This is a genomic window from Marinobacter sp. CP1 (assembly GCF_001266795.1).
Taxonomy (GTDB): Bacteria; Pseudomonadota; Gammaproteobacteria; order Pseudomonadales; family Oleiphilaceae; genus Marinobacter; species Marinobacter flavimaris.
The window spans coordinates 1,026,445-1,040,006 of sequence record NZ_CP011929.1 but is presented as its reverse complement, the minus strand read 5'-3'; the positions used below and the strand labels follow the sequence as shown (position 1 = coordinate 1,040,006).

Annotated in this window: 10 protein-coding genes; 5 read left to right on the top strand and 5 right to left on the bottom strand. The window is 57.9% G+C overall.

Annotated elements, in window-relative coordinates; genetic code table 11:
• Window positions 1-13 precede the first annotated feature (13 nt).
• From ACP86_RS04940 to ACP86_RS04925, 4 genes are all read left to right on the top strand, one after another.
• Entirely contained in the window at window positions 14-394 is a 381-nt protein-coding gene (locus ACP86_RS04940) for a CidA/LrgA family protein (RefSeq protein WP_008175358.1), read from the top strand.
• Entirely contained in the window at window positions 387-1,124 is a 738-nt protein-coding gene (locus ACP86_RS04935; RefSeq protein ID WP_053112946.1) for an LrgB family protein, read from the top strand. Before ACP86_RS04940 ends, ACP86_RS04935 begins: the two co-directional genes overlap by 8 nt.
• Window positions 1,125-1,225: 101 nt before the next feature.
• Complete coding sequence (locus tag ACP86_RS04930; RefSeq protein WP_008175356.1) at window positions 1,226-3,301, top strand: TonB-dependent receptor family protein; 2,076 nt, start codon at window positions 1,226-1,228, stop codon at window positions 3,299-3,301.
• 38 nt (window positions 3,302-3,339) lie between these two features.
• Window positions 3,340-4,698: a TrpB-like pyridoxal phosphate-dependent enzyme gene (locus ACP86_RS04925; protein WP_008175355.1), complete on the top strand. Its 1,359-nt coding sequence runs from the start codon at window positions 3,340-3,342 to the stop codon at window positions 4,696-4,698.
• Here ACP86_RS04925 and ACP86_RS04920 read toward each other — a convergent pair whose 3' ends face one another.
• From ACP86_RS04920 to tmpT, 5 genes are all read right to left on the bottom strand, one after another.
• Complete coding sequence (locus tag ACP86_RS04920) at window positions 4,699-6,630, bottom strand: alkaline phosphatase D family protein (protein WP_039882089.1); 1,932 nt, start codon at window positions 6,628-6,630, stop codon at window positions 4,699-4,701.
• Window positions 6,627-8,186: a SpoVR family protein gene (locus ACP86_RS04915; protein WP_008175351.1), complete on the bottom strand. Its 1,560-nt coding sequence runs from the start codon at window positions 8,184-8,186 to the stop codon at window positions 6,627-6,629. Before ACP86_RS04915 ends, ACP86_RS04920 begins: the two co-directional genes overlap by 4 nt.
• Window positions 8,183-9,472, bottom strand: a complete 1,290-nt coding sequence (locus ACP86_RS04910; protein WP_206748289.1) for a YeaH/YhbH family protein — start codon at window positions 9,470-9,472, stop codon at window positions 8,183-8,185. Before ACP86_RS04910 ends, ACP86_RS04915 begins: the two co-directional genes overlap by 4 nt.
• A 39-nt stretch (window positions 9,473-9,511) precedes the next feature.
• Window positions 9,512-11,434 (bottom strand): PrkA family serine protein kinase, encoded by a 1,923-nt coding sequence (locus ACP86_RS04905; protein ID WP_053112944.1) that lies wholly within the window; start codon window positions 11,432-11,434, stop codon window positions 9,512-9,514.
• Window positions 11,435-11,836: 402 nt separating this feature from the next.
• Complete coding sequence (gene tmpT / locus ACP86_RS04900; RefSeq protein ID WP_008175346.1) at window positions 11,837-12,490, bottom strand: thiopurine S-methyltransferase; 654 nt, start codon at window positions 12,488-12,490, stop codon at window positions 11,837-11,839.
• A gap of 93 nt (window positions 12,491-12,583) precedes the next feature.
• Here tmpT and ACP86_RS04895 point away from each other — a divergent pair, with 93 nt between their 5' ends.
• Window positions 12,584-13,519 carry a D-2-hydroxyacid dehydrogenase gene (locus tag ACP86_RS04895; RefSeq protein WP_008175345.1) on the top strand — a complete coding sequence of 312 codons (936 nt, stop codon included), beginning with the start codon at window positions 12,584-12,586 and terminating at the stop codon, window positions 13,517-13,519.
• Window positions 13,520-13,562: the final 43 nt, after the last annotated feature.

Here is a 13,562-nt window from a genome sequence, read left to right as displayed (position 1 = left end):
GGAGTCCTGCGTTATGCAGTTCCTGAACGGCATTACCCTTCTGCTTGTCTACCAGTTGATAGGGGAGATTACAGTTCGCTTGCTCGGTGTTCCCATCCCCGGGCCCGTACTTGGCATGGTGATGCTGTTCGTAACTTTGATGATACGGGGCAAGGCGCCGGAGTCTGTCGATCAGGCGTCCACGGCCTTGCTCAGTCATCTCTCGCTTCTTTTCGTTCCGGCGGGCGTGGGCATGATGGCGCATTTTGGCCGCATCGCCGACGAGTGGGTCCCCATAACCCTGGCGCTGCTGTTAAGTACCGTGATAACCATGGTCGCCACCGCGCTGATCATGCAGGTGACCACCCGCTGGTTTGCAAAGCCGCTGGCCGAAAAGGAGGGCGGCGATGAATGAGCCGGGTCTGAAAGACATCTGGGTCTACCTTTCGACGTCCCCGCTCCTCGGACTGACCATTACCCTGGTGGCCTATGGTCTGGCCTACCGGCTGTACCTGAAAACCAACTCCAATCCGCTGGCCAATCCGGTGGTCACATCGGTGGCCATGCTCATCATCCTGTTGCTGGCCACCGGCACCTCCTACAGTGACTATTTTGAAGGCGGTCAGTTCGTTCACTTTCTGCTGGGACCGGCGACGGTGGCGTTGGCCGTTCCCCTGTATCAGCAGTTTTCCAGGCTTCGACAACTCTGGTTGCCGGTAACGATTTCGCTCTTTTGCGGCGTTGTCATCGCCGCAGGCAGCTCTATCGGCCTGGCCCGGCTTCTGGGTGGGTCTACGGAGATCCAGATGTCCCTGGCCCCGAAATCGGCAACGGCGCCGGTGGCCATGGGGATTTCCGAAAAAATTGGCGGCCTTCCGTCGCTGACTGCCGTATTGGTTGTTATCACGGGCATCACCGGCGCCGTTCTGGGCACCAAGCTCTTTGAGTGGATCCGGGTTCGCGATGACACCGCCAGGGGCATTGCCATGGGTGTTGCAGCACACGGTATCGGGACCGCCCGGGCGTTTCAGGTAAGTTCGCAGATGGGTGCTTTTTCCGGGCTTGCGATGGCGCTTTCCGCCTTCGCTACCGCCTTGCTCGTGCCCTGGCTGGTCGATCTGCTTGAAGCCTGGATCCCCGCCTGAGCCGGCTCTTCCGATGGATTCAATGGGATAACTCCATTTCCCCATCGCTGGCGTACCCGTTATCAAGAGAAACCTTGATAAGCGAACCCTGAGGAGGCCCCTTGAGCAGGAATAACTACCTGGCAGTGCTTGTTCTGTCACCGGTGTGGATGTCGAGCTCGCTTCCGGCGATTGCACAGTCGTCATTGGACAACGATGAGGAGCTGGTGCTTCAAGTAACGTCACCAAGACTGGTTCGGGATCTGTACGAAACGCCCGCGGCAGTCTCGGTCATCAACGCACCCGATATCCGTGAGGGTCAGCAGCGTCTGCAACTGGATGAATCCCTCAATACCGTTCCGGGCCTGTTTTTTCAGAACCGCTACAACTTCGCCCAGAATCTCAGATTGTCTACTCGCGGATTTGGTGCCAGAGCGCCCTTCGGTATTCGGGGTATCCGGATTCAGGTGGATGGTATCCCCTACACGCTGCCCGATGGCCAGTCCCAGATCGATGCCATTGATCTGGATTCCGCCCAGCGAATCGAGGTCATTCGGGGGCCTGCCTCCGTTCAGTATGGGAATGCCGCGGGCGGTGTGATCGATATTTCCACTGCGTTGGGTGATGAGCTGCCCCAGGGCGGTCGGCTGCGGCTCGATGGCGGCAGTGACGACTATCGCAAGGCCGCGATACAGGGAAATGGCGTTGATGGTGATACCAGCGGCATAGCAACGCTTTCCTGGCTGACCTTTGATGGCCACCGGGAGCAGAGCAAGGCAGAGAAAGCACTGTTCAACGCCCGTGTGGCACGGGATCTGGATTCTGGACGGCGGATAACCGCCACATTCAACGCGCTGCATAACCCCAAATCCGAAGATCCGGGTGGGCTCACCCTGGCCCAGGCCGAAGAAGATCCGGAGCAGGCCACCGCATTGGCCAAGAGGCTGGACAGCAGCCAGACCGTGAACCAGCAGACCCTGGGTGTAAGATTTGAAGACTCGGGCGTCCTTCCCGGCCAACTCACCCTCGATACCTTCTACACTCACCGGGATTTCGCACAGCAGTTGCCGTTTCCCGGAAGCAGCCGCATAGCCTACGACCGGCACTTTTACGGCATCAGTTCCCAGTATCAGCAGGAATCGACGCTGGCCGGATTGCCTCTGGTGTGGGTAACCGGCCTGGATGTTCACCATCAGTCCGACGACCGGCGCCGCTATTCGGTGTCTATCGATGGCGATATCACCGGCCAGACCCAGGCGGAAAACCAGAGTGCTACCAATGTGGCGGTGTTTGGCCAGGGCGACCTGGCGCTGAGCGACGCACTCAACGTCTCCCTTGGCGTGCGGTTCGACCGGTTGCGTCTGGCCATTGACGACGACTGGCTGCAAGACGGTAACGATGATTCGGGCAACCGGACTTTCCGGGAATACAGTGGCGTTGCCGGTATCAGCTACAAGCTGGCACCGGCGCACCAGGTATACGCCACCCTCGGTACGGCGTTCGAGTCACCCACCTTTACCGAGTTTGCCAATCCGAATGGCGGCGGCTTCAATCCCGAGCTGGAGCCGCAGCAGGCATTGAATCGCGAGATGGGTATGCGCGGCATGCTTGGCCGTGGCCTCAGCTATGACATGGCCCTGTTCTCCATCCGGGTGGAGGACGAGATCCTGCCCTTTAACGTGGGCGATCAGACCTTCTACGAAAACGCCGGCGAAACCCGTCGCAATGGTTTTGAACTGGGTCTGGCCTGGGACCTTTCGTACGCCTGGCGGGTAACCAGCGCGCTGACCCTGGCGGATTACGAGCTAAGGGACTTTGTGGATGAGCAGGGCAACGACGCCAGCGGCAACGCTATTCCAGGTCTGCCGGAGCAACTCTGGGTGAGCGAGCTGGAGTGGCGCGGTGCAGCCGGTCGTTTCGCGGCTCTGGAGTGGCAGTATGTGGGCGAGTTCTACGCCGAAAACAGCAACCAGACCCTGGTGAGTGACTATTGGCTGGTCGGTATGCGTGCCGGCGATTCAGTACGGATGGCGGATCAGACCCTGAACCTGTATGCCGGAATCCGCAATCTGCTGGATCAGGACTACTTCAGTAACGTGCGGATAAATGCCAACGCGAACCGCCCTGTGGAAGACCGGGGCTATTTCGAACCCGCCCCGGGAAGAACTTTTTATGCGGGCCTGGAATGGGTATTCTGAGGGGCGATAACAACACAAACAGTAGGGATTTTTAATTCATGCAAACCAAGTTCCTTCTCGAAGAAAGCCAGATGCCGAAATACTGGTACAACCTGCAGGCGGATCTGCCTGAGCCGTTGCCCGCCGTGCTGCACCCGGGCACCCAGCAACCAGTGGGCCCGTCCGATCTTGAGCCGTTATTTCCGATGGCCTTGATTGAACAGGAAGTGACCACTGAGCGGGAAATCGAGATCCCTGAGCCGGTACGTGACGTTTACAACCTCTGGCGGCCGGCGCCTCTGTACCGGGCCCATCGTCTCGAGAAGGCCCTCGGCACACCGGCAAAGATCTTCTACAAATACGAAGGCGTCAGCCCGGCGGGCAGTCACAAACCGAATACTGCAATTCCCCAGGCTTTCTACAATCGTGAAGCGGGCATTCGCACCCTCACTACCGAAACCGGTGCAGGGCAGTGGGGCACATCGCTGTCCTTTGCCGGCTCTCTGTTCGATATCGACGTTACGGTGTTCCAGGTTAGGGTTTCCTACAACCAGAAGCCCTATCGCCGAGCGGTCATGGAAACCTACGGCGCCAAATGTGTGGCTTCGCCCTCGGAGCTGACCGAGTTTGGCCGCAAGGTGCTGGCAGAGACTCCGGACCACAATGGTAGTCTGGGCATCGCCATCTCCGAAGCGGTGGAACTGGCGGTCAAGGACCCGAACACCAAGTATGCCCTGGGCTCGGTTCTCAACCACGTATTGCTGCACCAGAGCATCATCGGCCTGGAAGCCATGCAGCAGATGGAAATGGCGAACTGCTGGCCCGATGTGATTGTGGGTTGTACTGGCGGTGGTTCCAACTTTGCCGGAATTGCTTTCCCGTTTATGGGGCACGCCCTGAGAGGCGGCGAGAAATCCCGGATTGTGGCGGTAGAGCCCTCGGCCTGTCCCACGCTGACCCGGGGCAAGTACGCCTACGATTACGGTGATACTGCCCACATGACCCCGCTGACCAAGATGCATACCCTGGGCTCCGGCTTTACACCGCCGGGCTTCCACGCCGGCGGTCTGCGGTACCACGGTATGGCACCCCTGGTTTCACATGCCAAGGAGCTGGGGCTGTTTGATGCGGTGTCCTACACTCAGCGGGAGTGCTTCGAGGCCGGCGTTCTGTTTGCGAGGAACGAAGGTATCGTGCCGGCTCCGGAGGCCAACCATGCGGTCAAGGGTGCCATTGACGAAGCCCTGCGCTGCAAGCGGGAAGGCAAGGATGAGGTGATCCTGTTCAACCTCTGCGGTCATGGCCATTTTGATATGGCAGCCTACACCTCCTACTTCGCCGGTGAACTGAGCGACCACGAGTACGACGAACAGGAACTGGCCATGGCCCTGTCCGGGCTGCCCTCGGTCAACGCCTGATCAGTCGTCTTTCGCCCGCTGTTTGAAAATCGTACCCCCGCCGCCGGCATCCAGTTGTCGGATGGCGGTGGGTGCGCCCTCGTCATCCAGTCGCACGTCTCCGATGCCCGCGCCGTTCCACAGCCGCTCGCCGGCCTCGCGGCCCTCGGGTAGCCTGGGGGAAATCCACATGCGCCGTCTCTTGGTGAACCAGTTAAGGGGCGACCAGGGTGCGAACAGCCAGCGATTGAGCCGGTCCAGCCATTCCAGCAGGGCGTTGGGGAATTCGTTCTTGATGCCGCTACTGGTGATCTGCCAGACGCGGGGACCGTTCTGTTTGTGGCGCACCCTCACATCGTAGGCAAACGAATAGTGAACATCGCCTGAGAGAATCACGAAGTGTCTGGGCGTTCGGGGGTGGCCGAAGATATTCAGTAGCACACTGGCCGCGCCCCGATGCGCCATCCAGTTTTCAGCATCCACCAACAGCGGCTTGCCAAAGAAGGTAAACACCCGCTGGATCATCTCGATGAGCTTTACCCCGAACATTGGCGCCGGCGAAACCACCACGACGGCATCCTCGCCCATGATTTCGTGTTGAAAATCGGTCAGTGATTCCCAGTCCATCAGTCCGGAGGGGTGACTGCGCCGGATTTCGCTCCGCCAGCGATGGGTGCGGGTGTCCAGCACCACCAGTCTGGGTGATGTTGGCAGGCTGAAGTGCCAGTGTTGAAAGTGGAACAGCTGGTCGATCAGATCATCCTGAATGGCCGTATCCAGCTCGTGTTGCCCGTTGCTGGACTCGAACAGCCTCTGACACTGTTCGATCAGTTGGCCGAAATTGCCAGGCTGGTTGCCCCAGCCCTGGCACAAAAGATAGCCCAGCAGGGCATTGCCAATAATGCGCCGGGAAAAGGGGTGTTCGTAAGCGGTGGTTTCCCAGAGCGCGGAGAGATTCCAGTCGTCCGTCACGTCATGATCGTCAAAGATCATATAGACGGACACGTTGGCCATGGCCCGCGCTGCCTGCGGAAGGCTCTTGCGGAACTCGTCGATGGCGGCCTGTTCTTTCCGATAGCGTGCCAGCTCGTCCGGGTCATCGACCGGCTCAGCACTGGTCACAAAAGCCCAGGGTTCCGGCGACCAGACCAGCAGATACATGGCCATAACCTCGGCAAAGGAAATCAGGTGATTGCCGGCATTGGCGGTGGTGAACACTGGTTTGCGGACGCCACCGAAGAAGCGCTCGGTCAGGTCTTCATTGAATTCGGATTCCGGCAGCAGTTCATCCCGGTGGTAATAGGCATTCGCCACCGAAGTCAGTTCCTTGCTGTGCGACAGCGAGGCGCCTTCCAGTACCTCCTGGTAAAGGCCCAGTTGGTGAATGACACACTGGATGGCATGTAACATCGGGCCGGCCACATCATCGGCGTAAACCTGGTCGCCGGTCATCAGGAGCAGAGACGGAACGTCCTCAAGCTTCTTTGCCTTCTGCAGCTCTTCATCCACTCGAACCAGCCCGTCAGGAGAGGGGTGGTGGGGTCTTCGGCAGGAGCCGTGGAGTATTCGGTCCAGCCTGGATTTCAGGGTAAAGCCCGGCCTCTCCCGGCCCTCGGGGCAGAGATGTGGAGCCCACGTCCGGATCCACTGGCAAGCCTCTGAGCCTTCGGCGGTGAGCCCCAGGTCGTATTCCAGCCGGGTGTCCTTTGGGAGAGTAGCCTCAGGCGTAATGGTCAGCAGGTTCAGCCAGGCTCGGGTACCAATTCTGAGTCGTGAAAACTCTGAATCGGCTAACGGACGATCCAGCAGGAGCTCTGTGCCTTTGAATACCTGAATTGCGAACTCTGACTGTTCGCTGGTTACCAGCCACAGAACAATAGAGTCCGGCGCGGCATGACGTAGAACCGGGCCGGCCAGTACCGGCCCGAATTTGTCACCAGGCTCCAGATTCAGTCCTCCTCAAATTCCCGGGGCGGGCAGTGGTGGTCTTCCACAACCGTGCCATCCTCTACGCTTTCCAGGTGCACATCAAAGCCCCACAGCCGGTGTACGTGACGCAGGACTTCGTCGGTTTCCTTGCCCAGGGGCACGCGGTCCACGGGAATGTGTCGAAGGGTCAGGGAGCGGTCGCCCCGCACATCCACATTCCACACCTGGATGTTGGGTTCCCGATAACTGAGATTGTACTGCCGCGCCAGTTTCTCGCGCAGATCCCGGTAGCCCGGCTCGTCGTGGATGGCGGTCACCCGGTAGACGTCTTCCTGATCGTCGTTCTGGATCGCGAAGAGTTTCAGATCCCGCATTACCTTGGGAGAGAGAAACTGCTGGATAAAGCTCTCGTCCTTGAAGTTCTTCATCGCGAAATGCAGGGTTTCCAGCCAGTCGCTGCCGGCGATGTCGGGGAACCATTCGCGGTCCTCGTCAGTAGGGTTCTCGCAGATCCTGCGCAGGTCCGTGAAGATCGAGAATCCGAGGGTGTAGGGGTTGAGGCCCGAATACCAGGGGCTGTTGAACGGCGGCTGATACACCACGGCTGAGTGACTCTGAAGAAACTCCAGCATGAAACCGTCGGTCACCAGACCCTTGTCGTACAAGCGGTGCAGCAGGGTGTAGTGCCAGAAGCTGGCCCAGCCCTCGTTCATCACCTGGGTCTGGCGCTGAGGATAGAAGTACTGGCCGAGCTTCCGAACGATGCGGATGATTTCCCGCTGCCAGGTTTCCAGCAAGGGGGCGTTCTTCTCAATGAAATAGAGAATGTTCTCCTGGGGCTCTTCCGGATAGCGTTTGCCGCGTCTTACCGGGTCATCGTCGTCGTCCGGTTTCGGAATGGTGCGCCAGAGATCGTTGATGCGCCGTTGCTGGTAATCTTCACGCTCTTTCTGGCGACGCATTTCTTCCGACGCCGATATCGGAGCCGGCCGCTTGTACCGGTCCACACCATAGTTCATCAGGGCATGGCAGGAATCCAGGATTTCCTCCACCGCATCGACGCCGTAGCGCTCCTCACACTCCGCCACGTAATGGCGGGCAAACACCAGGTAATCAATGATCGCACTGGCGTCGGTCCAGGTGCGGAACAGGTAGTTGCCCTTGAAGAATGAGTTGTGGCCGTAGGACGCGTGGGCAATGACCAGCGCCTGCATCGGCAGGGTGTTCTCCTCCATCAGATAGGCGATGCAGGGATTGGAGTTGATCACGATTTCGTAGGCCAGGCCCATCTGCCCGCGCTGATAGCCCTTGGATGTGCTGAGAAACTGCTTGCCGAAGGACCAGTGATGGTAGCCAACGGGCATGCCCACGGAGCTGTAGGCGTCCATCATCTGCTCGGCGCTGATCACCTCGATCTGGTTCGGGTAGGTGTCCAGACCGAACTCAGCGGCGCACTTGGCAATCTCGTCATCGTATTCCTGGATCAGCTCGAAGGTCCACTCAGAGCCTGTGGAGATTGGCTCCCGGGCCCTGGGCTGATCACTTCCCGGCATATTGGGGCGGTCCATGAGGTTGGTCATGCGGCTTTCCTCTCGAACAGCTGGCGGAATACCGGGTAGATTTCACCGGGGTCGGCGATCTGCTGCAGGGCAAAGCTCTGGGGGAATTGCTCCTGAATCTTCTCGTATTCATACCAGAGCATCTGGTGGTCCTGCGGCGTGATTTCCACATAGGCAAAGTACTGAACCAGCGGCAGGATATTGTCGGCCAGGATCTTGCCGCATACCGGGGAATCGTCGTTCCAGTTATCCCCGTCTGACGCCTGCGCTGCGTAGATGTTCCATTCTGCCGGGGAATAACGGGACTCAATAATCTTGTGCATCAGCTTGAGGGCGCTGGAGACGATCGTGCCCCCGGTTTCCCGCGAATAGAAGAACTCTTCCTCGTCCACTTCCTTGGCGCTGGTGTGATGTCGGATGAAGACCACTTCGATCTTCTTGTAGTTTTTCTTGAGGAACAGGTACAGCAGGATGAAAAACCGCTTGGCGATGTCCTTGTGCATCTGGGTCATGGATCCGGATACATCCATCAGGCAAAACATCACGGCGCTGGTGGCCGGCTGCGGTTTTTTCAGGTGCTGGCGATAGCGCAGGTCGATTTCATCAATGAAGGGAATGCGGCGAACGTTTGCTTTCAGTCGCGCGATTTCCTCCTCGAGTACCTGGATCTGATCCTCATGGCTGAACGCCGGGTCCAGATCTTCTGGCGCCGATTTCAGCGCTTCAAGCTGCTTTTCCAGATCCCGGATCTTCTTCTTGCGCGCCCCTCCCAGGCCCAGCCTGCGCGCGTGGGCCCCGCGCAATGAGCGCACTACATCAAGCTTGGCCGGCACCCCATCGGTGCTGAAGCCAGAGCGGACATATTTGAAGGCTTCGGTATCCTTGAGTTTCTTGCGGGCCAGGTTCGGCAGTTCGAGATCGTCGAACAGAAAATCCAGGAATTCTTCCTGGGTAATCTGGAAAGCGAACTCATCCATGCCTTCGCCGTCCGGGCTGGCCTGCCCCTGCCCGGAGCCCTGGCCCCCACCACCATCGGGCTTGGGAATGGTGTCACCGGCCACAAACTCCTGGTTGCCCGGATGCACCATCTCCCGCTTGCCGCCCTGGCCATGGTGAAAGATGGGTTCTTCAATGTCGCGAGACGGAATACTGACTTTCTCGCCCCGCTCTATATCGGTGATCGAGCGTTTCTGAACAGCATCCGACACCGCACGTTTGATGTGGTGTCGGTAACGGCGCAGGAACCGTTCACGGTTCACTGCGCTCTTGTTCTTACCGTTCAGTCGCCGGTCGACTATGTGGGTCATTCCCATGGCGTTACTCCAGCTCAGTGAATGGTCACTGACTTAGTGAGACTTGCGAACCCGCAGGTACCATTCAGCCAACAGCCGCACCTGCTTCTCCGTGTAGCCTCGGTCGACCATACGCTCGACGAACTGCTTGTGCTTGTTCTGATCTTCCTGACTCGCTTTCGGGTTGAAAGAAATCACAGGCAACAGATCCTCGGTGTTCGAGAACATTTTCTTCTCGATCACGGCGCGCAGTTTCTCGTAGCTGAGCCAGGACGGATTCTTGCCACCGTTGTTCGCCCGGGCCCGCAGGACGAAGTTGACCACTTCGTTGCGGAAATCCTTCGGGTTGGAAATGCCCGCCGGTTTCTCGATTTTTTCCAGCTCTTCGTTGATTGAGGAGCGGTCGAGGATCTCGCCGGTATCCGGATCCCGGTATTCCTGATCCTGAATCCAGAAATCGGCATAGGTGACATAACGGTCGAACAGGTTCTGGCCGTATTCGCTGTAGCTCTCGAGGTATGCGGTCTGGATTTCCTTGCCGATAAACTGCACATAGTGCGGTGCCAGGAATTCCTTGATGAACCGGAGATACTTCTCATGAGTTTCAGCAGGGAACTGCTCCTGTTCGATCTGTTTTTCAAGAACGTAGAGCAGATGCACCGGGTTGGCGGCCACTTCAGTGGTGTCGAAATTGAACACCTTGGACAGGATCTTGAAGGCGAAACGTGTGGAGAGCCCATCCATACCTTCCATCACGCCGGCGGCGTCACGGTACTCCTGGATCGATTTGGCTTTCGGGTCGGTGTCCTTGATGTTCTGGCCGTCATAAACTCGCATCTTGGAGAAGATGCTGGAGTTTTCCGGCTCCTTGATGCGCGACAATACCGAGAACTGGGCCAGCATATCCAAAGTGTCGGGCGCGCAGGGAGCACCTTCCAGGGAGCTGTTGCTCAGCAGTTTCTTGTAGATCTCGATTTCTTCCGTCACCCGAACACAGTAGGGCACCTTGACGATATAGACCCGGTCAAGGAACGCCTCGTTGTGTTTGTTGTTGCGGAAGGTCTGCCACTCTGATTCGTTGGAGTGGGCCAGGATCACGCCATCAAAGGGCACCGAGCCCATGCCTTCGGTGGTGTTGTAGTTGCCTTCCTGGGTCGCTGTCAGCAACGGATGCAGGACTTTGATGGGAGCCTTGAACATCTCCACGAACTCCATCAGGCCCTGGTTGGCCTTACACAGGCCACCGCTGAAGCTGTAGGCATCCGGATCATCCTGGGAGAAATCCTCCAGCATGCGGATGTTGACCTTGCCCACGAGGGCGGAAATGTCCTGGTTGTTGTCGTCCCCGGGTTCGGTCTTGGAGACAGCAACCTGGTCGAGTACCGACGGATACATCTTTACAACGCGGAACTGGCTGATGTCGCCGCCGAATTCGTGCAGCCGTTTAACGGCCCAGGGCGACATGATGTTTTTCAGGTAGCGAGCGGGGATGCCGTATTCTTCTTCCAGAATCTGGGCGTCTTCGGCCGGATCGAACAGGCCAAGTGGAGATTCGTTCACTGGCGAGCCCTTGATGGCGTAGAAGGGCACTTTTTGCATCAGTGACTTGAGCTTTTCCGCGAGGGACGATTTACCACCGCCCACGGGACCAAGCAGGTAAAGAATCTGTTTCTTTTCTTCCAGGCCCTGGGCAGCATGGCGGAAGAAGGAGACGATGTTTTCTACGGCGTCTTCCATGCCATAGAACTCGGAAAACTCGGGGTACCGCTTGATGACCTTGTTGGAAAATATCCTTGAAAGCCTCTGATCTTTCGAGGTGTCGACGAACTCTGGTTCGCCGATGGCAATTAACATTCTCTCAGCGGCCGTGGCGTAGGCCGTTGGGTCCTTTTTGCAGATCTCCAGGTATTCCTCAAGACTGTATTCTTCTTCCTGAGTACTCTCATACCGGTCTTTGAAGTGCTGCAGTATGCTCATAGATCGCCCTCGCTCGCTGTATCTTCAGCTTTCAGTTCACGCAATTTCCCCGTTGCAGTCAGTTCCGCCCGTCCGGGCGGTTTATTTAGTTATGGGTGGAAGGAATGGATACTTACAAGCCTGTGCACGATCTTGTCGAGGTCGGCTTGCTTACTGTGAGCTTAGTTCACGGTTCGGGAGTTGGACAGTGGGTGAGTGGTTAAGGTTCATTAAATTATGTTAGGCGGGTGTGTTGGTTTTGTAGCTTGCCGGGTTTGTGGGGGGACCGTGTGAGGGGGCTGGAGTGCACCGGGTGGCTTTCTGACAACGAATTGGCAACTCGCTTCGCTCAGACATCAAATTCGTTGTCAGAAAGCCACCCGATACACTCCGATCAGGCCTCCGGGGGGATGCCCCGGGAAGCTAGAGTTTGGTTAAACGGAAGACGCTTTCAGATGCGTTTTCCAGGCCTTTTCTCTTTGTAAACGGATGATCCTTGGCCAGGGTATTGGTCAGGATGTGCTCGATTTTATAGTCGTCCTGGTAAAGTTCCCGCACTTCCTCGTCACTGACGTTGAACGGCGGGCCCTTGATTTCGGTGTCGTAGTCCAGGGTGATGAGCAGGATTCTGGTGCCGTCGGGGATTATGGCGGTAAGGTGGTTTACGTAGTCTCTGCGCATGTGGGGCGGCAGGGCGATCAGGGCGGCCCGGTCGTAGACCAGTCGAACGTGTTTGAGGTCTTCCGGAACCAGTTGGAAGAAGTCGCCGCACCAGAGCTGCAGGTTGTCGTGTTTGAAGGTTATGAAGGGTTCGCCGGGGTGAACTTTGGCTTTCTCGCCGGCTTCTTCGAAGAAGTCCTTGCAGGCCAGTTCGCTCAGCTCTACACCGATGATCGGATGGCCGCGGTCGTGGAGCCACCACATGTCGTGGGCTTTGCCGCAGAGGGGCACGAAAACGGCGTCGGTGCCTTTGCCAGCCAGTTCCGGCCAATGGTCGTGGAGATACTGGTTAACCGTGCCCTCGTGGAAACCGATTTCTTTTTTGGCCCAGCGTTCGTGCCAGAATTCATGTTCCATGGTTCATACCCTGTTCGTGCTTGGACATGTTGAGTTTTGGACGTTTAACCAAGTCTACCCTAATCTGTGGCCATCTGGATTCAGGAGAAAAGTATGAAAGCTGTGTTTCTTGATGCCAAAACTCTTGGCGACGATGTGGATCTCTCGCCCATCGAGTCGGTGACCGGCGGGTTGGAAAAGTATGATCGGACCACGCCGGATCAGATCCTGGAACGCATCCGGGGGTTCGATACCGTGCTGGTCAATAAAGTAGTGCTCACCCGTGAGCATTTCGAGGCCTGCCCCGAACTCAAGACCATCGCCGTGGTGGCGACCGGATTGAATAACATCGATCAGGCGGCGGCGAAGGATCACGGCATCAAGGTCATGAACGTGACCAACTACGGCCGCTCAACGGTGGCGCAGCACACCATGGCGTTGATGCTGGCACTGGCCACTCGGCTTCTGGATTACACCCGCGATGTCCAGGCAGGGCGATGGGGCAAAAGTGACATGTTCTGCCTGATGGATCATCCGATCATGGAACTGGAGGGGCGCACTCTTGGTATTGTCGGTTACGGTGATCTGGGGCAGGGCGTGGCGGAGCGGGCTGCGGCCTTTGGTATGAAGGTTCTTCTTGGAGCTCGGCCCGGGCAGGAACCGGGTGTGGTCGATGGCTATTCGCGAATTCCACTGGACGAATTGCTACCCCAGGCAGACGTGCTCTCGCTGCACTGCCTGCTGACCGACGAGACCCGGGATCTGATCGGTGCCCGCGAACTGAAAATGATGAAGCCCGACTCGTTGCTCATCAACACCAGCCGCGGAGGCCTGGTAAACGAACAGGCGCTTGCGGACGCGCTGCGCGCCGGTGAGATCGGCGGTGCCGGTTTCGATGTGTTGACCGAGGAACCGCCCCGCAACGGCAACCCTTTGCTGGCGGACGATATTCCCAATCTGATTATGACCCCGCACTCGGCCTGGGCCAGTCGGGAAGCGCGGCAGAGGATCGTCGGCATCACCGCTGTCAATCTGAAATCTGTGCTGTAACAGGAAAGCCCCGGAAGATCCGGGGCTTTGCAGACTGGCCTTG

What these genes read in the sequence shown, in the direction of transcription:
- ACP86_RS04940 (WP_008175358.1), top strand. Translation starts at nt 14, where the DNA reads ATGCAGTTCCTGAACGGCATTACCCTTCTGCTTGTCTACCAGTTGATA.
- ACP86_RS04925 (WP_008175355.1), top strand. Translation starts at nt 3,340, where the DNA reads ATGCAAACCAAGTTCCTTCTCGAAGAAAGCCAGATGCCGAAATACTGG.
- ACP86_RS04895 (WP_008175345.1), top strand. Translation starts at nt 12,584, where the DNA reads ATGAAAGCTGTGTTTCTTGATGCCAAAACTCTTGGCGACGATGTGGAT.
- ACP86_RS04905 (WP_053112944.1), bottom strand. Translation starts at nt 11,434, where the DNA reads ATGAGCATACTGCAGCACTTCAAAGACCGGTATGAGAGTACTCAGGAA.
- ACP86_RS04915 (WP_008175351.1), bottom strand. Translation starts at nt 8,186, where the DNA reads ATGACCAACCTCATGGACCGCCCCAATATGCCGGGAAGTGATCAGCCC.
- ACP86_RS04910 (WP_206748289.1), bottom strand. Translation starts at nt 9,472, where the DNA reads ATGACCCACATAGTCGACCGGCGACTGAACGGTAAGAACAAGAGCGCA.
- ACP86_RS04935 (WP_053112946.1), top strand. Translation starts at nt 387, where the DNA reads ATGAATGAGCCGGGTCTGAAAGACATCTGGGTCTACCTTTCGACGTCC.
- tmpT (WP_008175346.1), bottom strand. Translation starts at nt 12,490, where the DNA reads ATGGAACATGAATTCTGGCACGAACGCTGGGCCAAAAAAGAAATCGGT.